This is a genomic window from Enterobacter sp. FUJ80071, assembly GCF_038739915.1.
In the GTDB taxonomy this organism is placed as follows: domain Bacteria; phylum Pseudomonadota; class Gammaproteobacteria; order Enterobacterales; family Enterobacteriaceae; genus Enterobacter; species Enterobacter kobei.
Map to the genome: position 1 here is coordinate 2,926,373 of NZ_JBBXKH010000001.1, position 17,269 is coordinate 2,943,641.

General features: G+C 52.5%; 20 protein-coding genes and 3 tRNA genes. 13 read left to right on the forward strand and 10 right to left on the reverse strand.

Translation table 11 applies throughout. The annotated features are described in order from the left end of the window. Nucleotides 1-12 precede the first annotated feature (12 nt). On the reverse strand, nt 13-1,527 hold the full coding sequence (gene araG, locus AAER43_RS14260; protein WP_014884359.1) for an L-arabinose ABC transporter ATP-binding protein AraG: 1,515 nt from the start codon (nt 1,525-1,527) through the stop codon (nt 13-15). A gap of 71 nt (nt 1,528-1,598) precedes the next feature. Then, the gene (gene araF, locus AAER43_RS14265) at nt 1,599-2,588 is read right to left on the reverse strand and encodes an arabinose ABC transporter substrate-binding protein AraF (protein ID WP_008500409.1); all 990 of its coding nucleotides are present in this window, start codon (nt 2,586-2,588) and stop codon (nt 1,599-1,601) included. Nucleotides 2,589-3,377: 789 nt separating this feature from the next. Between araF and AAER43_RS14270 the strand changes: the two genes are divergently transcribed. Beyond that, nucleotides 3,378-3,881: a non-heme ferritin-like protein gene (locus AAER43_RS14270; RefSeq protein ID WP_014884361.1), complete on the forward strand. Its 504-nt coding sequence runs from the start codon at nt 3,378-3,380 to the stop codon at nt 3,879-3,881. Between the two features lie 154 nt (nt 3,882-4,035). After that, a complete protein-coding gene (locus tag AAER43_RS14275; protein ID WP_057057821.1) occupies nt 4,036-5,379 on the forward strand; it encodes an anaerobic C4-dicarboxylate transporter in 1,344 nt (447 codons plus the stop codon). A 42-nt stretch (nt 5,380-5,421) separates the two neighbouring features. Here the strand turns inward: AAER43_RS14275 and AAER43_RS14280 are convergent, their stop codons facing one another. Together AAER43_RS14280 and azuC are read right to left on the reverse strand one after the other, a co-directional pair. Beyond that, nucleotides 5,422-5,673 carry a DUF2766 family protein gene (locus tag AAER43_RS14280; RefSeq protein ID WP_014884363.1) on the reverse strand — a complete coding sequence of 84 codons (252 nt, stop codon included), beginning with the start codon at nt 5,671-5,673 and terminating at the stop codon, nt 5,422-5,424. Nucleotides 5,674-5,781: 108 nt separating this feature from the next. Then, entirely contained in the window at nt 5,782-5,865 is an 84-nt protein-coding gene (azuC, locus tag AAER43_RS14285) for a stress response protein AzuC (RefSeq protein ID WP_014884364.1), read from the reverse strand. A gap of 52 nt (nt 5,866-5,917) precedes the next feature. Between azuC and AAER43_RS14290 the strand changes: the two genes are divergently transcribed. The 3 genes from AAER43_RS14290 to ftnA all read left to right on the forward strand — a co-directional run bounded on the left by AAER43_RS14290 (nt 5,918) and on the right by ftnA (nt 7,136). After that, on the forward strand, nt 5,918-6,106 hold the full coding sequence (locus tag AAER43_RS14290; protein ID WP_133255919.1) for a hypothetical protein: 189 nt from the start codon (nt 5,918-5,920) through the stop codon (nt 6,104-6,106). After that, entirely contained in the window at nt 6,103-6,441 is a 339-nt protein-coding gene (gene yecR, locus AAER43_RS14295; protein ID WP_014884365.1) for a YecR family lipoprotein, read from the forward strand. Before AAER43_RS14290 ends, yecR begins: the two co-directional genes overlap by 4 nt. Before the next feature lie 197 nt (nt 6,442-6,638). Next, nucleotides 6,639-7,136 (forward strand): non-heme ferritin, encoded by a 498-nt coding sequence (gene ftnA / locus AAER43_RS14300; protein ID WP_014884366.1) that lies wholly within the window; start codon nt 6,639-6,641, stop codon nt 7,134-7,136. Nucleotides 7,137-7,172: 36 nt separating this feature from the next. On the opposite strand, the gene AAER43_RS14305 is transcribed toward ftnA, so the two are convergent. Further along, a complete protein-coding gene (locus AAER43_RS14305; protein ID WP_032636168.1) occupies nt 7,173-7,514 on the reverse strand; it encodes a hypothetical protein in 342 nt (113 codons plus the stop codon). Nucleotides 7,515-7,745: 231 nt separating this feature from the next. Between AAER43_RS14305 and tyrP the strand changes: the two genes are divergently transcribed. Next, a complete protein-coding gene (gene tyrP, locus AAER43_RS14310; RefSeq protein WP_023338447.1) occupies nt 7,746-8,957 on the forward strand; it encodes a tyrosine transporter TyrP in 1,212 nt (403 codons plus the stop codon). A gap of 33 nt (nt 8,958-8,990) precedes the next feature. Here tyrP and AAER43_RS14315 read toward each other — a convergent pair whose 3' ends face one another. Beyond that, nucleotides 8,991-9,659 carry a YecA family protein gene (locus tag AAER43_RS14315; protein ID WP_023330747.1) on the reverse strand — a complete coding sequence of 223 codons (669 nt, stop codon included), beginning with the start codon at nt 9,657-9,659 and terminating at the stop codon, nt 8,991-8,993. Between the two features lie 413 nt (nt 9,660-10,072). Between AAER43_RS14315 and AAER43_RS14320 the strand changes: the two genes are divergently transcribed. The 7 genes from AAER43_RS14320 (at nt 10,073) to AAER43_RS14350 (ending at nt 15,883) form a co-directional block, all read left to right on the forward strand. Next, the gene (locus AAER43_RS14320; RefSeq protein ID WP_032636165.1) at nt 10,073-11,194 is read left to right on the forward strand and encodes a branched-chain amino acid ABC transporter substrate-binding protein; all 1,122 of its coding nucleotides are present in this window, start codon (nt 10,073-10,075) and stop codon (nt 11,192-11,194) included. 99 nt (nt 11,195-11,293) lie between these two features. Next, nucleotides 11,294-12,208, forward strand: a complete 915-nt coding sequence (locus AAER43_RS14325; protein ID WP_014884371.1) for a branched-chain amino acid ABC transporter permease — start codon at nt 11,294-11,296, stop codon at nt 12,206-12,208. Between the two features lie 11 nt (nt 12,209-12,219). Beyond that, nucleotides 12,220-13,494 carry a high-affinity branched-chain amino acid ABC transporter permease LivM gene (gene livM / locus AAER43_RS14330; protein WP_045135359.1) on the forward strand — a complete coding sequence of 425 codons (1,275 nt, stop codon included), beginning with the start codon at nt 12,220-12,222 and terminating at the stop codon, nt 13,492-13,494. Continuing rightward, nucleotides 13,491-14,366, forward strand: coding sequence for an ATP-binding cassette domain-containing protein (locus tag AAER43_RS14335; protein WP_014884373.1), 876 nt, complete (start codon nt 13,491-13,493; stop codon nt 14,364-14,366). Before livM ends, AAER43_RS14335 begins: the two co-directional genes overlap by 4 nt. Next, the gene (locus tag AAER43_RS14340) at nt 14,363-15,079 is read left to right on the forward strand and encodes an ABC transporter ATP-binding protein (RefSeq protein ID WP_057057820.1); all 717 of its coding nucleotides are present in this window, start codon (nt 14,363-14,365) and stop codon (nt 15,077-15,079) included. The genes AAER43_RS14335 and AAER43_RS14340 overlap by 4 nt, the downstream gene beginning before the upstream one ends. 231 nt (nt 15,080-15,310) lie before the next feature. Next, a complete protein-coding gene (locus AAER43_RS14345) occupies nt 15,311-15,529 on the forward strand; it encodes a cold shock domain-containing protein (RefSeq protein ID WP_023337451.1) in 219 nt (72 codons plus the stop codon). A gap of 126 nt (nt 15,530-15,655) precedes the next feature. Further along, nucleotides 15,656-15,883, forward strand: coding sequence for a hypothetical protein (locus tag AAER43_RS14350; RefSeq protein WP_047625762.1), 228 nt, complete (start codon nt 15,656-15,658; stop codon nt 15,881-15,883). Between the two features lie 370 nt (nt 15,884-16,253). Here AAER43_RS14350 and AAER43_RS14355 read toward each other — a convergent pair. The 4 genes from AAER43_RS14355 to pgsA all read right to left on the reverse strand — a co-directional run bounded on the left by AAER43_RS14355 (nt 16,254) and on the right by pgsA (nt 17,248). Continuing rightward, nucleotides 16,254-16,340: transfer RNA gene (locus AAER43_RS14355), tRNA-Leu, on the reverse strand. Nucleotides 16,341-16,351: 11 nt separating this feature from the next. Beyond that, nucleotides 16,352-16,425: transfer RNA gene (locus tag AAER43_RS14360), tRNA-Cys, on the reverse strand. Between the two features lie 46 nt (nt 16,426-16,471). Further along, nucleotides 16,472-16,547 (reverse strand) — tRNA-Gly (locus tag AAER43_RS14365). Between the two features lie 152 nt (nt 16,548-16,699). Then, nucleotides 16,700-17,248, reverse strand: a complete 549-nt coding sequence (gene pgsA, locus AAER43_RS14370; RefSeq protein ID WP_008500348.1) for a CDP-diacylglycerol--glycerol-3-phosphate 3-phosphatidyltransferase — start codon at nt 17,246-17,248, stop codon at nt 16,700-16,702. Between the last annotated feature and the right edge of the window lie 21 nt (nt 17,249-17,269).

Below are 17,269 nucleotides of genomic sequence, written 5' to 3' on the forward strand. Positions count from 1 at the left end.
TTAACTCCTTACTCAGGCGACTGCCTGGCTGACTTTAGGCATGGCGAGGTTCAACGCCTGTTGTTCATTCGCCTGTTCATGAAGTAATTCACCGGCGATTTCGCCTTCACGCATCACCACAATGCGGTCGGCAACGCCAAGCACCTCCGGCAGATCGCTGGAGGCGAAAAGTACCGCCACGCCGCGTTTTGCCAGTTCATAGATCACGTTATAAATCTCGTGTTTTGCGCCCACATCGATACCGCGCGTCGGCTCATCCAGCAAAATGACCTTCATGTCTTCCGACAACCAGCGGCCTAAAATGGCCTTCTGCTGGTTCCCCCCTGACAAATTCATAATCAGCTGTTCCGGGCCGGGCGTTTTAATATTCAGCGAGCGAATATGGTGGTCGGCATTGCTCGACTCCCAGCTGTCGTTTATCAGGCAACCCGCGCGAATAAACTTACGGCGGGCGGAAATATTGATGTTGTCACGCACCGAATGCACCGGAATGATCCCTTCCGCTTTGCGGTCTTCCGGACAGAGCATCATTCCTGCCCTGATCGCGTGGGCGGGTTTCTGGATATCAACCTGCTCACCGTCGATGGAGACCCGCCCTGCGGAAATGCGGGTACCCCCGAACAAGCCTTTCATTAATTCGCTGCGCCCCGCCCCTACCAGGCCAAACAGCCCGACGATCTCGCCGCTGCGGACGGATAATGAAACCGGTGTTCTCACGCCTGGCGCTTTCACGTTTTCCAGCCGCAGGCGTTCAGGGCCATACTCGCGCGGCTTCCAGTGATAGATATCGCCCAGATCGCGCCCGACCATCGCCTGAACAAGCTGGTCATGGTTAACCTGCTGCATATCGCTAAAGGTGCGCACATAGCGCCCATCTTTAAAAACGGTAATGGCATCGCTCAGGGCAAATATCTCTTCCATGCGGTGCGAGACATACAAAATGGTGCGTCCTTCCTGTCGCAACTCGCGGATCACGCGGAACAGGTTTTCGATTTCACGCTTGGAGAGCGAGCTGGTGGGTTCATCGAAAGCAATAATTTTGGCGTTGCGCGCCAGCGCCTTGGCAATTTCAACCATCTGCCACTGGCCGATGGAGAGATATTTCAGCGGCGTCTGGGGATCGACATCCAGACCAAGATGTTTAAGCTGCAGCCCCGCTTCATAATTAAGTAGCGAACGGTTCACCACGCCGCCTTTGTGCGGAAGCTGGCCTAAATAGATATTTTCCGCCACGGTCATCTCGGGAATAAGGTGCAATTCCTGATAGATAATGGCCACCCCGGCATTAAGCGCCGCCGTGGTATCGGCAAAGGCCATCTCTTCGCCGCGAATAGCCAGCGTGCCGGTTGTTGGCGCGTAGTTGCCGCTGAGGATTTTTAACAGCGTGGATTTCCCCGCTCCGTTTTCCCCCATCAGGGCGTGAACCTGTCCGGCATAGCAGTCAAAGCTGATATCGGTCAGCGCATTAACACCGGGGAACGTTTTCCCGATGCCGCGAAAAGAGAGATAGGGATGAGACTGTTGCATAACGACTCCGTGATTCCTGTAGTCTGTACGTCTGGCCCCTTACGGCGAGTAAGGGGCACAATCACAGCGTATTACTTACCGCCCAGTCCTTTTTTCGCCAGTTCCTCTTTGAAGTTGTCGCGGGTGATCAGCACCACGTCGGTCACTTCGGTAAATTTCGGCGGTTCAGCGCCTTTGGTTACCCAGTTGTAGAGCATTTCGCTGGATTTGTAGCCGTGGACATCCGGGCTTGGCAGCAGAGAACCGTAGAAGCCGGTGGCCTGCGCTTTGGAAAGCTCACTGACGGCGTCAACGCCGTTGATGCCAATTCCGATCACATCGGGCGCTTTAAAGCCCTGGCCTTCTGTCGCACGGACCCCACCCAGCACGGTGTTATCGTTCATACCGACCACCAGCCAGTGCTTCACTTCCGGGTGCTGAACCAGCATGGAGTTCGCGGCGTCAAATGCCCCCGGGATATCGTTGGATTTGGTCGGGACTTTATAGATCTGTTTCTCCGGGAATCCGGCCGCTTTCAGCGCGTCCATTGAGCCCGTCGTGCGACGACGTGCCGTGTCCAGCTCATCAGCGGTAATGGCCATGACGGCGGTCTCTTTCACATCCCATCCGCGTTTCTGCATCTCTTTATAGAGTTCCTGACCCTGACGTTCGCCGATTTTGGTCGCCGCCATCATGACCAGCGGCACGCTGTCCATCGGTTTGCCTTTGGCATTCACGAACTGATCGTCAACGGCAATGACTTTCATGTCGTAACCGCGGGCTTTCGCCGCAATGGCGGACCCCAGTTTCGGATCCGGTGTACAGATAACAAAACCTTTTGCACCGCTGGCCGCCAGGCTGTCGATGGCGTTCAGCGTTTTCTCACCGTCGGGCACGGCGATTTTAATCACTTCAAAACCTAAATCTTTCCCGGCTTTATCTGCGAATTTCCACTCGGTCTGGAACCAGGGTTCTTCGGGCTGTTTTACCAGAAAACCGAGTTTTAAATTCTCAGCGATAGCGGATTGTGACATAACGGCAGCCAGACCGATGGCCGCCAGCGCTTTAGTAAATTTGTGCATGGTTAACTCCAGCTTTAGCATTCTTTTCTGTAGGGAATATTTGCGTGCTTCTTATTTAATCGGACTTAAAACAAGGCATTAGCGCTTACCTCGTCATAAGCGTTATTGCTGGTGATAGTTTTAGCGGGAAATTAATCATCCATAAGAGAGCCCCATCACACCGCAGAATTACAGTAATTGCGTACATAAATTCAGCGAAAAATGACATAAAAAAGGCAGGATTTGTCAGACAAATAAAAGAAGTGTGAGCAGAATTATCCATAAGATTAGCTAAGAAGTCCCTGATGCCAGTAGACCTGTCACGCCGGGGCTAAGGGTTGAAAGGAACATCCTGCTTTCCATCAAAAAAACACACTCGCGCTGAAAATATATTTCCCGGCAAAAATTGATTTAGCGCAATTTTAATGAAACATCATATATGCGAAATGAATTATCTGTATTTCTTGCTTTCCCAGATAATTATTCCGACGCAATCCCCCCGAAAGACAAACCGCAACATTAAAAACACACTCCCCCTTAACTATCAGTAAGATAGAATGATTTCATTTCATGGGAAACTATTTGCATATTTGTACTATATTAAATTTTGTAATGTATGGTAAAAACAGCGGGATTAAGACTTTTCTTAAATTAAAGACAACGGTATGCTTATTTATATCGAACACAGGAAGTGAATTTCGGTCAGCTTTGGCACTGCAGAATCTCTTTTTCTGCTCTATTTCTTCGTATTTGCCTGGCGCTCAGGTTAAGCAACGGACATCACGTCCCACAGTCTATAAGGATATGAGTATGGCTACCCAAACGATGATGCAAAAACTTAACGCGCAGATGAACCTTGAGTTTTACGCCTCAAATCTGCACCTTTACCTCAGTGCGTGGTGTTCCGAGAAAAGCCTTACGGGCTCTGCCACGTTCTTTCGTTCACAGGCCCAAAGCAACGTCACCCACATGATGCGCGTCTTTAATTTCCTGAAAGCGGCGGGGGCAAACCCGGTTGTTAAAGCCCTGGAGGGGATCAACGATAATTACTCTTCTCTGGAAGAATTGTTTGAAAAGACGCTGGAAGAGTATGAACAGCGTTGCACGACGCTCAACAAGCTGGCCGATGAAGCCAGAGCGCAGCATGACATGACCACGCTGAAATTCCTGCGCGATATGGATAAAGAGCAGCAGCAGGACGGAATGCTGCTGAAAACCCTTGCGGACGAGATCCATAATGCGCAACAGGCAGGTTTGTGCCCGGAACAAACCGATCGCCACCTGCTCGACATTGTCACAGTGCAGCATCACTGACACTTTTGACCTGCTCCCGTTCGGAGCAGGTTACCTTCCCTGCGCCAACCTTCTGCTTTTGCTGAGATTTAACAAATCAGATCTCGCTCCCAATGATTAACCACACAACATGTAATGATTTATTTAATTACATAATCATTGATGAGGGAGCAGCATGATCACCATTGAGTTTATTGTCATTCTCCTCTGCCTGCTGACGGGTACACGTTTCGGCGGCATGGGGCTTGGGTTAATCAGCGGGATTGGCCTTTTTATTTTGTGTTTTGTCTTTGGTCTCCAGCCCGGCAAGCCGCCGGTTGACGTGATGTTGACCATTCTCGCCGTGACTGGTTGTGCAGCCACCCTGCAAACTGCCGGCGGGCTCAATGTCATGATGCAATTTGCCGAACGCCTCCTGCGCAAACATCCGCAGCACATCACGCTTCTCGCCCCGTTTACCACCTGGATGCTGACCTTTCTCTGCGGTACCGGCCATGTGGTCTACACCATGTTCCCCATCATTGCGGATATCGCCCTGAAAAAAGGGATCCGACCCGAGCGCCCAATGGCCGTGGCATCGGTAGCATCGCAGATGGCAATCACGGCATCACCGGTTTCCGTCGCCGTCGTCTCGCTGGTCTCCATCCTGGCCGCCCAGCATGGGATCGGTCACGCGTGGGGGATCCTGGAAATACTCGCCGTGTCGGTTCCCGCTTCACTTTTTGGTGTCGCCATTGCTGCCCTGTGGAGTTTACGCCGCGGGAAAGATTTGTCTGACGACAGGGAGTTTCAGGAAAAACTAAAAGATCCAAAGCAGCGCGAGTTTATCTATGGCGGTACGGAGACGTTAATGAATCAACGTTTTCCGAAGCAGGCTTACTGGTCGACCTGGATTTTCTTTGCCGGTATTGCCGTGGTTGTCCTGCTCGGGGCCTTCCCCGAACTGCGCCCCGCCTTCGAGCTGAAAGGCAAAATGACGGCGCTGTCGATGAACCTGGTCATTCAGATGATGATGCTCATTGCCGGTGCCGTGATGCTGATGGCCTGCAAGGTCAATGCCTCAGCCATTTCTAACGGCGCGGTATTTAAGGCCGGTATGGTGGCGATTTTCTCGGTGTTCGGGGTGGCGTGGATGAGCGATACCTTTTTCCAGGCGCATCTCGACGAGTTAAAACTGGCGCTGGAAGGCGTGGTGAAAAGCCATCCGTGGACGTATGCCATCGTGCTTTTCCTGGTGTCGAAGCTGGTGAACAGCCAGGCGGCTGCCCTGACGGCCGTGGCGCCAATGGGGCTGATGCTGGGGATCGATCCAAAAATGCTGATCGCCTTTTTCCCGGCGTCATACGGCTATTTTGTTCTGCCGACCTATCCCAGTGATTTAGCCTGCATCGGCTTCGATCGCTCAGGAACCACCCGCATCGGCAAATTCATCATTAACCACAGCTTCATTCTGCCCGGATTAATCGGTGTGAGCTGCGCGTGTGCGGCGAGCTACCTGCTGGTACAGACTTTCTTTTAAAGGCATCAACGGGCGACTTACGCGGTCGCCCGTTTGCAGATATTAATGCGACTCGCCCTGCGGGGTGAAGCGCAGCTCAATCAGCGCGATCGCTTTCTGGATCGCACGAAGCGTCACCGGGTCAGCGGCGGCAGGATGGCTGGTGAAATCAATGTTTCTCAGCTGTGTGGACATCTTCTCGCGGACTTCAACCGGGGCAATAACATCCAGAACATCAAGGATTTGCTTAATAACCAGCTGACAGGCAACAACGTCAGAGACCAGTTCCTGATCGGCGCTCAGGTTTTGTGACATGGGGCTTCTCCTTATTTAAAGGCCGCCATAGTATCAAAACGCAGCCCCTGACATCTCCCCTTCGTCACCAGCAGGGACAAAAAAACCCGCCGAAGCAGGTTTTTTTTATCAGAACATGGCGCCCGGCGGCACGTCTTTAAAGGTGCGGCAGTAATTGGCCCACATACTTTTGAGGATTTTGCGCAGTTTCATTGTGATGCTCCATTAACTTGTCATACAGCTTTATCGTCAATGCGCCTATAATATGACCACCATCACAAAAATCAATGTTTTTGTGATGTACATCACAATTCAATTTACTGCAACACCTGTTAGCCAGCAAAACCGCGAACAAAATCAAAGAGAGAAGGCAGATCGTCCGGCTATTCCTGGCATTGGGCTACGTCTCTGCGGGTACGATAACGTATCTCCATCCACTCAGAGCGAACCATGAAAAGAGTCATCGTAGCCGGTACGATCCTGCTGCTCGCGGGATGCAGCGTTAACCGTCAGGCGGAAATCAGTAGCCTCGACGCACCAAACGGCATTGTCCGCCTCGATTACGGTCAGGCCGTGCTGCAAAATGCCTGGTCTGACGAATATGTAAATAACGGCACCGCAGTGAAAGCCTGCCAGGGTATGGGGTATGCCACAGCGTCTGCCTACGGGCAACCCGTCAAAACCTGTACGCTGATAAGCGGCTCTTTGTGCCTTAACGAAAGCGTGACCATTCAGTATAAATGTATGGGTTATGCCGTTAACCCTAAGTCAAATAATCCCTGGTATTAATCCAAGCTGCCAGCGTTTGCTGGCACTTTATTTAACTAAGAACAAAAACAATTCGCATTAATATAAAACCGACAATGCGTTTTATTCCCATTCGTATTTTGAAGTAATGAATATTTATTTTACGTTTTGCAAATAATTAAATAACAAATTATAGTGTCGCTCATTGTGAACCAGTAATAATAACCCGGAGCGTCACCATGCTGAAAACTGAAATGATCGACAAGCTCAATGCGCAAATGAACCTTGAGCTCTTTTCATCCCTTCTCTACCAGCAGATGAGCGCCTGGTGCAGCTACCACAGCTTTGAAGGTGCGGCCGCGTTTCTGCGTCGCCATGCGCAGGAAGAGATGACCCACATGCAGCGCCTGTTTGATTATCTGACCGACACCGGCAGCCTGCCGCGCATTGAGACCGTGGCCTCGCCTTTTGCCGAGTATAATTCTCTCGATGAACTGTTCCGCGCCACCTACGAGCACGAACAGCTGATCACGCAGAAAATTAACGAACTGGTTCATGCGGCAATGACCAGCCAGGATTATCCAACCTTTAATTTCCTGCAATGGTACGTGGCAGAACAGCATGAAGAAGAGAAGCTGTTTAAATCCGTGCTGGATAAATTATCCCTGGTGGGTAAATCAGGTGAAGGTCTTTACTTTATTGATAAAGAACTTTCCACTCTCGATACACAGAATTAATTTCAACGCGGTGCGGGTTTCCTGCACCGCGTTAATTTACATACATCCTGCGCAGCTGGTACAGCGCCAGTCATGGGGATTGACGGCCTGATAAAAATAGCGGTAGCTGGCCGTCTCAAGCGGAATACCCACCTCGAAAAACAGGTCTGTCAGCCAGTCAACGTTTTCGATAATCCACTCATCTTCCTGTAAGCCTTGTGCAAAGGTTTCATCTTCAGGATCAATAACCGAATAGATTGCCCAGGTGCCCATATCCTTTTCGCGGCGGGACTCAGGCAGCGTCAGAGGCTGGTTCTGCCAGCTCATTATCCAGTGTCCATGGCACAACAGATTGCCTCCCCGGCTCCATGCCGCTGTAAATGGATTCTCCCCCGCCATAAAAAACCCTCACATTATTTTATTATTTGCACGAGTTGTTTACGTTACGCCTGAAATTTGCGCCGTGACATTGCTCTTATGAAGTAGGCATCGCCCCATTAAGGATCACAGTACGCCTAACCTGTAAATATTTCATTACACACCTTGTAACGGTGATTTGACGAATAACGGCTTTTACCTTACTCTGCGCCGCAGAAATTGTCGCGATTCACCATCGTTGTAGAGGAAAGCGTGAAAAACAGAACCCTGGGAAGTATTTTTATCGTCGCCGGAACGACGATTGGCGCAGGAATGCTGGCAATGCCCCTGGCTGCTGCAGGTGTGGGATTCGGGATGACGCTGCTGCTTCTTGGCACACTCTGGGCGCTGATGTGTTACACCGCGCTGTTGTTGCTTGAGGTTTACCAGCATGTGCCCGCCGACACCGGGCTGGGTTCACTGGCGGCGCGCTACCTGGGACGCTACGGTCAGTGGATAACCGGCTTTAGTATGATGTTCCTGATGTACGCCCTGACTGCCGCGTATATTAGCGGGGCCGGGGAGCTCATTGCCTCCAGCGTCAATGACTGGTTTGGCTCTGACATTACCCCGGCGACGGGAGCAATCTTCTTTGCGCTCATCGGCGGCGGCGTGGTCTGCGTGGGGACCTCGCTGGTCGATCTGTTCAACCGTTTTCTCTTCAGCGCCAAAATTCTGTTTCTGATTGTCATGCTGGTCCTGCTGGCACCGCATGTGCACAAGGTTAATCTGCTGACGCTGCCGCTGGAAAAAGGGCTCGCGCTTTCCGCTATCCCGGTGATTTTCACCTCGTTTGGCTTCCACGGCAGCGTACCGAGTATTGTCAGCTATATGAACGGCGATATTCGCAAGCTGCGCCGCGTGTTTGTTATCGGCAGCGCGATCCCCCTCATCGCCTATATTTTCTGGCAACTGGTGACGCTGGGCAGCATTGACTCTTCAACCTTTATTGGACTCATGGCGCAGCACGCTGGCCTGAATGGTTTTCTGCTGGCACTGCGCGAGGTCGTCACGTCTCCTCACGTGGAGCTGGCGGTCCACCTGTTTGCCGACCTGGCGCTGGCGACCTCGTTCCTGGGCGTGGCGCTCGGCCTGTTTGATTACCTGGCCGACCTGTTCCAGCGTCGCAATACGGTTAGCGGACGGTTACAGACGGGGGTAATTACTTTCCTGCCGCCGCTCGCGTTTGCGCTGTTTTACCCACGCGGGTTTGTGATGGCGCTGGGTTACGCCGGCGTGGCGCTGTCGATCCTGGCACTGTTACTCCCTTCCCTGCTGGCATGGAAGAGCCGCCAGCAGCATCCTCAGCAGGGGTACCGCGTGGCGGGAGGAAAACCGCTGCTGGGCATTGTGTTTAGCTGTGGGGTGGTGATTATTCTGGTGCAGGTATTGATTGCCGCCGGCATGTTGCCGGAAGTGGGTTAAATAAAAAAGGGGCTATCTTTAGCCCCTTTTTTATCAATGCAAACAGCAGCTCTTAAACTTCTTCCCGCTGCCGCAAGGACACGGATCGTTACGCCCGACCTTCGTGCCGTTCACAATCGGCTTCTTTGCTTCCGGCTGCTGCGGGTTATCTACCCAGTATTGATATAAACGCAGTGCCGCTGGCTGGATGCGCTCAATGCTGGCGATATAGTCTGCTTCGCTCAGTTCATCCAGCTTCTCGCTGTTCTCTTCCGTACCGTGCAGGGCAATCACTTCGAGATCGGCCTTCAGAGACTCCGGCAAGGCTGACCAGTCCGTCAACGCCACGCCGCGCATATAGCCATAGCACCACTCTTCCACCACGGTGTAGCTCTCACCGTCGACGTCGTTATATCCAAACATCGGCTCAAACTGGTCCGGGTATTCGCTCAGCCGCTCAGCAATGTCGTTCATATGCTTAAAGCAGAGATCGATAAAACGGTTCATTTCACGATCGTTTTTCCAGCGCGGAATGTATTTCTCCCCGCCCCACACGGCCACCAGCCAGGTATCTGGCTCAACGACAACAGGGCCGGAAAGCACTGCGGTAAGCATGCCGTCCAGTTCGGATACATCAATCACGGACGCATCGTCATGGCCGTAAGACATGAGAGTCTCTTCCAGCCATGCCATTTCGCTTTCATTTAATGGACCTTCCGTCATCGCGGACACTCCTGATAAAAAGGAAAAGATCCTAACACAGTTCTCACGCCGTTCCCGGCTGAAGTTTAGGTCTTTATTGCTGCAAAAGTGTGCAAATCGTGACCCTTGCACAACTTATGGGCTTTAATGTTAACGATATGTGATCTCCGCTGTAATTTCTTCTCCTGCCGCAGGGCGGCAGAACGCGGCGCTCTATACTCAAAGATGTCATAACCCCGTCAAGGGGTTAACCATTCTGGCAACGTTTTTGCTTGCTGTTCTTCGCGCGACGCTGCGCATGGAAACCTCGCCGTATCATGCAGGATGCCGTTCGTTTAGTGCATTTTGTTCTTGCCTGTGTTTTGGATTGGCTGCGCCCTGGGCGTTCAGGTTTACGCCGTGGTGCAAAAACCTCTTTGCTAAGGAACATAATAATGTCGCTGAAATTAATCAGAACTCCCCTGTCTCTTGTGTTAGCTGGTTGTCTGGTGACGGCGTTTTCCGCCCGGGCAGATATCGTGATTGGTGTCGCCGGGCCGTTTACGGGACCCAATGCCACCTATGGCGATCAGTACTGGCACGGCGCAACGCAGGCCGCTGAAGATATTAACGCTGCCGGCGGGATTAACGGTGAGAAAATCAAGCTGGTTCAGGGTGATGATGCGTGCGAGCCTAAACAGGCCGTGGCTGTCGCCAACCGCTTAGTCGACCAGGATAAAGTCAACGCCGTTGTCGGCCATTTCTGCTCCTCATCGACTATGCCCGCCTCTGAGGTGTATAGCGATGCGGGGATCCTTTCCATTACCCCCGGCTCGACGAACCCGCTGATCACCGAACGCGGTATGAGCGATATGTTCCGCATGTGCGGCCGCGATGACCAGCAGGGCCAGGTTGCCAGCGACTTCATCATTGATAAGCTGAAAGCCAAACGCGTGGCGATCATTCACGATAAAGACACCTATGGGCAGGGGCTGGCAGACGCCACCAAAGCGGCACTGGCGAAACGCGGGGTCAAGGATGTGATGTACGAGGGGTTATCGCGCGGTGAAAAAGACTTTAACGCGCTGGTGACGAAGATTGGCGCGCAAAAACCGGACGTGGTGTTCTTCGGTGGCTGTCACCCGGAAGCCGGTCCGCTGGTTCGCCAGATGCGTGAACAGGGCGTGCAGGCGAAATTCTTCTCCGGCGACTGCATTGTCAATGAAGAGATGGTGACGGCGGCGGGCGGCCCACAGTATACCAACGGCATTTATATGACTTTCGGTAAAGATCCGCGCCTGATCCCGGACGGTAAAGCAGTGATTGAGAAATTCCGCGCCGCTAAATTCGAACCGGAAGGTTACACCCTCTACTCCTATGCTTCCGTGCAGGCCATTGCTGCTGCGTTTAAAGCCACGGGCGGCAAGGACTCCGCCAAAGCCAGCGAGTGGCTGAAAGCGAATACGGTCGACACGGTGATGGGTAAAAAAGCCTGGGACAGCAAGGGCGATCTGAAAGTCTCCGACTACGTGGTTTACCAGTGGGACGACAAAGGAAAATATAAGGAAGTGCAGTAACGGGACGGAATCACGCTCAACGTCGGCGGGCCTGCCTGCCGGCGCGTAATAAACATCAGGCTGCACACCACGTGCAGCCTATAAAACGAGCGCGCTAAGATGAGTACATTCTTCCTGCAGCAGTTAATCAATGGCTTAACGCTGGGCTCCGTCTACGGCCTCATCGCCATCGGCTACACCATGGTGTATGGCATTATCGGGATGATCAATTTCGCCCACGGCGAAGTGTATATGATTTCCGCTTACCTCTGCGCCATTGGCCTGGCGCTACTCTCTTTCTTCGGCCTGCAGTCATTCCCCCTGCTGATACTGGGAACGCTGGTATTTACCATTGTCGTTACGGGGGTGTACGGCTGGACCATCGAGCGTATTGCTTATAAGCCGTTGCGGAACTCTACGCGCCTGGCGCCGCTTATCTCTGCCATCGGGATGTCGCTTATCCTGCAAAACTACGCGCAGCTGAGCCAGGGGCCGCGCCAGCAAGGAGTGCCAACCATGCTCGACGGCGTACTTCGTCTGCATCTGGGCGAAGGTTTTGTGCAGATAACGTATACCAAAGTATTTATCCTGGTCGCCTCGTTTGCCGGCATGCTGGTGCTGACCTGGATAATCAACCATACCCGGCTGGGGCGGATGTGCCGCGCGGTACAGCAGGACCGTAAAATGGCCTCCATTCTGGGGATCAACACCGACCGGATTATCTCCCTGGTCTTTGTCATTGGTGCAGCCATGGCGGGCCTGGCAGGTGTGCTCATCACCATGAATTACGGCACCTTTGATTTCTACGTCGGGTTTGTGATTGGCATTAAGGCGTTTACCGCAGCGGTGCTCGGCGGGATTGGCTCCCTGCCGGGCGCGATGCTCGGTGGGTTGATTCTGGGCGTCGCCGAGGCACAATTTTCCGGCATGGTGAACTCCGATTATAAAGATGTGTTCTCGTTTGGCTTGCTGGTCTTGATCCTGATTTTTCGCCCTCAGGGTCTGCTTGGCCGCCCGATTGTCGCCAAAGTGTGAAGGAGAATACGATGACCTCTCACGGTTTTTCGCTTAAGCGCTGTATTCTGGACGCCATTTTTTCCGGCCTGATTGCGTTAATCATTTTTGGCCCGATTGCCGGCGTGGTGCTGGACGGATACAGCTTTAACTTCGCCGGACAGCGACTCGCATGGATAGTCGGCATCGTTATGCTGGGTCGTTTTCTGCTGAGCGCTTTTTTAGGTACCGCCCCAGGCGCACGTTTCCAGGCACGTTTTGAAGCCGACAGCGCAGGTGTTTATGTCCGGCCACCGGAATACAAAAGCCGCATGCGCTGGATTATTCCCCTGGTGATTGCCGTTGCCATTTGCTTCCCGTTTGTCGCCACCAAATATGTGCTGACCGTCGCCATTCTCGGGCTGATCTACGTGCTTCTCGGGCTGGGGCTGAACATCGTCGTGGGTCTGGCGGGTTTGCTGGATCTGGGGTATGTCGCTTTCTATGCGATTGGTGCGTACGGCCTGGCGCTGGGGTATCAGTATCTCGGCTTAGGCTTCTGGAGCATGCTGCCGCTGGCGGCCATTATGGCCGCTGCCGCGGGCGCCCTGCTCGGTTTTCCGGTACTGCGCATGCACGGTGACTATCTGGCCATTGTCACCCTCGGGTTCGGGGAGATCATTCGCCTGATCCTGAACAACTGGCTGACGTTCACCGGCGGGCCTAATGGCGTGTCGGCCCCTCCTCCTACCTTTTTCGGCCTTGAGTTTGGACGACGCGCAAAAGAAGGCGGCGTGCCTTTTCACGAGTTTTTCCACCTCACCTATAACCCGAACATGAAGTTTATCTTTATCTATACGGTGCTGTTTCTGGTGGTAATGCTTGTGCTCTATATCAAGCACCGCCTGACGCGGATGCCGATCGGCCGGGCGTGGGAAGCCCTGCGGGAAGACGAAATTGCCTGTCGCTCCATGGGGCTCAATCATGTGCTGGTCAAGCTTTCGGCCTTTACGCTGGGCGCATCGACTGCGGGCATCGCCGGGGTATTCTTCGCCACCTATCAGGGGTTCGTGAACCCGACATCGTTTACCTTCTTTGAATCCGCGCTGATCCTCGCCATTGTGGTACTGGGCGGCATGGGGTCTACGCTTGGCGTGGTGCTGGCCGCCTTTGTGCTGACGGTAACGCCGGAACTGCTGCGCAGTTTTGCCGAGTACCGGGTCCTGCTGTTTGGCATGCTGATGGTGGTAATGATGATCTGGCGTCCACGCGGTTTGATCCGCATTAACCGCAGCGGATTTGCCGTGCGTAAGGGCGTCGCGCCATGAACGAAACGATATTGCGCGTTGAACATCTGATGATGCACTTCGGCGGGATTAAGGCGCTAAACGACGTCAACCTGGACGTGCAGCGCGGTTCCATTACTGCCCTGATTGGGCCAAACGGGGCGGGAAAAACCACCGTATTTAACTGCCTGACAGGCTTCTACAGAGCCTCCGGCGGCAATATTTTATTTACCAGCCGCAATAAGACGACCAACGTCATTCAGGTACTCGGGCAAAAATTTCAGCCGGGTGACTGGATTAACCCCGCGCAGTTCGGGCAGCGTCTGTTCTATAAAATGTTTGGCGGAACCCACCTGGTCAACCGCGCCGGGCTGGCACGCACCTTCCAGAACATCCGTCTGTTTCGCGAGATGTCGGTCGTGGAAAATCTGCTGGTCGCACAGCATATGCGCGTTAACCGTAATCTGCTCGCCGGGATCGTTAATTCCCCGGCCTACCGTCGGGCGGAAAGCGACGCCCTCGACAGAGCTTTCTACTGGCTGGAAGTGGTCGATCTGGTGGACTGTGCCAATCGCCTGGCGGGAGAGATGTCGTACGGTCAGCAGCGGCGCCTGGAGATCGCCCGGGCAATGTGTACCGGACCGGAGATGATCTGTCTCGACGAACCTGCCGCCGGGCTAAACCCGGTTGAAACGCATAAGCTGAGCAGCATCATTCGTTTTCTGCGGGATCATCATGACATCACGGTATTACTGATTGAGCATGACATGGGGATGGTGATGGAGATTTCGGACGATATTATCGTGCTCGACCACGGTGACGTGATTGCCAGGGGGAAACCCGCGCAGATCCAGCATGATGAAAAGGTCATTGCCGCCTATCTTGGCACGGATGAAAGCGAGGTCACCCTATGAGCGAACCGCTGCTGGCCTTCCGCGAGGTGGATGTATTTTACGGCGTGATTCAGGCGCTGAAACAGGTCTCACTTGAGGTGAATACAGGAGAAACCGTGGCGCTAATTGGCGCAAACGGCGCGGGTAAATCGACATTACTGATGTCCATCTTTGGCCAGCCGCGTATCCGCAACGGACAGATCCTTTATCACGGCGAAGACATCAGCCATAAATCCACCCACTACGTCGCCTCCGGCGGCATTGCGCAGGCACCTGAAGGCAGACGTATCTTTCCGGATATGACCGTCGAAGAGAACCTGCTGATGGGGACCATCCCGATTGGCAACCAGTTTGCGGCCGAAGATATGCAAACGATGTTCGATCTGTTCCCTCGCCTGAAAGAACGGCGTAAACAGCGCGCGATGACCCTGTCCGGCGGAGAACAGCAAATGCTGGCTATTGCCCGGGCGCTGATGAGCCGTCCGACGCTGCTGTTGCTGGATGAGCCCAGCCTGGGCTTAGCCCCGATTGTGGTGAAACAGATTTTCCAGACGCTGCGCGAGCTGGCCCGCAACGGGATGACGATCTTCCTGGTGGAGCAGAATGCGCACCACGCGCTGAAGCTTTCCGATCGCGGGTATGTGATGGTTAACGGGCAGATCCGCCTGAGCGGCAGCGGCGAGGAGCTGCTGGGCAATCAGGAGGTGAGGAAGGCGTATTTGGGTGGGGTGTGACGTCGGCTTAAGCGGGTCCCAAAGGGCAAAAATAAAATTTGCTTATTAGCCCATCCCATGCCTTAATGATCGCGTTGGTTCGATACAATATTTTATATGCGGTATTTTTCCAGTCAGTCCTCTTAACCAGGCGCTATCTCTGATATCCCCTCCTTTTGAGTTCATACGTATACGTTTATACGTTCCCTATCATAACGTTGTTATTCTGAACGTCTTCAAATGGAGTATTTTATGTCATCCAGGATCTTAGGTCTGGTCAAGTGGTATAACGAAGATAAGCGCTTTGGATTTATCTCCCCTCTCGATGGAAGTAAAGATGTATTTGTTCACTTTTCTGCCTTACAGGAAGAAAGTGTCAATACGCTTTTCGAAGGCCAAAAGGTCGAATTCGCTATTATTGCCGGTAATAAAGGCCCAGCGGCAGCCAACGTAATGCTCTGCGATAAGTAATATTATCATTGCGCTACGACGACGATGAGACCTTTAGCAAGCAAACGTCCCTTTGTGGAAAAATATAAATAGAACCCCATTGGAAATTTGCGGCTTGAAAAACAACGACAAAATACAAGGTGATATATGAAAAAAGTGATCGTTTTTTTTAATGGAAAACCTTGCAAAACTATCTCGGTACTTAAAGGGGTTACATCAATACGTGAAGCGTATCCCAACGGAGAAGAAGTCAATCTACAGATCATGTCGGCAGGTTTCCCGTCCTTAACAGGTGACCATGAGGTTATCTATGTTGCATCTGATCGGGAACTGGCCTCACAGGAAATCTTTGATGCAGCCTCTAAATATTTGTAACTATCGGATTTTACGGTTCTAATTTTAGAAAACTGTTACGCTTTACCATCATTATAATAACTATGCATCATTCTTATCGCCTGCTTTATGTAGGCTTTTTTTTATGAAGCCTACCGATACACCAGTGTTACCTCGACTCCTGCCGTTTTTCATCATTTCACCAGCAGTAACATAATCACATTTACGTAATGGCATAAGTAAAAAGACATTGTCCAGAAAGCACTTCATGATTGAAGAGTAAAAATGGTGCGGTAGGCAGGCGGGGAAAAATGACAATTACTAATAAGTAACATAGATTTCAAACACAAAAAAACCACCTTTCGGTGGTTTCACGACACTGCTTATTGCTTTGATTATTCTTTGTTTCCCATGGTAGCCGGAGTGGGACTTGAACCCACACAGCGCGAACGCCGAGGGATTTTAAATCCCTTGTGTCTACCGATTCCACCATCCGGCCAGGGAAGAAAGTGGAGGCGCGTTCCGGAGTCGAACCGGACTAGACGGATTTGCAATCCGCTACATAACCGCTTTGCTAACGCGCCGTAAAACTTTTCTAACTGACACCCGCTACTGCGCATGTCTTTAATCTGGAGCGGGAAACGAGACTCGAACTCGCGACCCCGACCTTGGCAAGGTCGTGCTCTACCAACTGAGCTATTCCCGCATGTCATCAAGTCAACTTCTAAACACTTGATTTCATTATCGTCCGGCTTGCTGTGCCGCCGTTCGATGCGTTGCATTCTACTGATATGACGTTATGAGTCAACGTTATTTTTTGCTTCCCTGGATCGTTTGCTGAAAATTACGGCGAAACGATCACTGATCAAGCAAATCCCCGCGCGCAGCGTTCAAATATTGCAGCATTGACCACAGCGTCAGCACTGCCGCTACCCACAGCAGACCAATTCCCGCCCACTCAACCCAGGCGTTTGGACGCCAGAGCATCCAGACCAGCGCCGCCATCTGTGCGGTCGTTTTCACTTTCCCGATCCAGGAGACCGCCACGCTGCTGCGTTTACCCAACTCCGCCATCCACTCACGCAGCGCAGAAATGATGATTTCACGGCCGATCATGGTTGCCGCAGGCAGCGTCACCCACCAGGTATGATAGTGTTCAGCCACCAGCACCATCGCGATAGCAACCATGACCTTATCCGCTACCGGATCGAGAAACGCGCCGAAGCGAGTGCTTTGATTCCAGCGACGCGCCAGATAGCCATCAAACCAGTCCGTTACCGCTGCGATAAGGAAGATCAATGCGCAGGCAAAAGGTGCCCACACAACCGGCAGATAAAACGCCAGCACAAAGAACGGAATGAGTACAACACGAAAGAGAGTGAGCAACGTAGGGATATTATATTGCATAGTGACGGTAACTATTTGTTG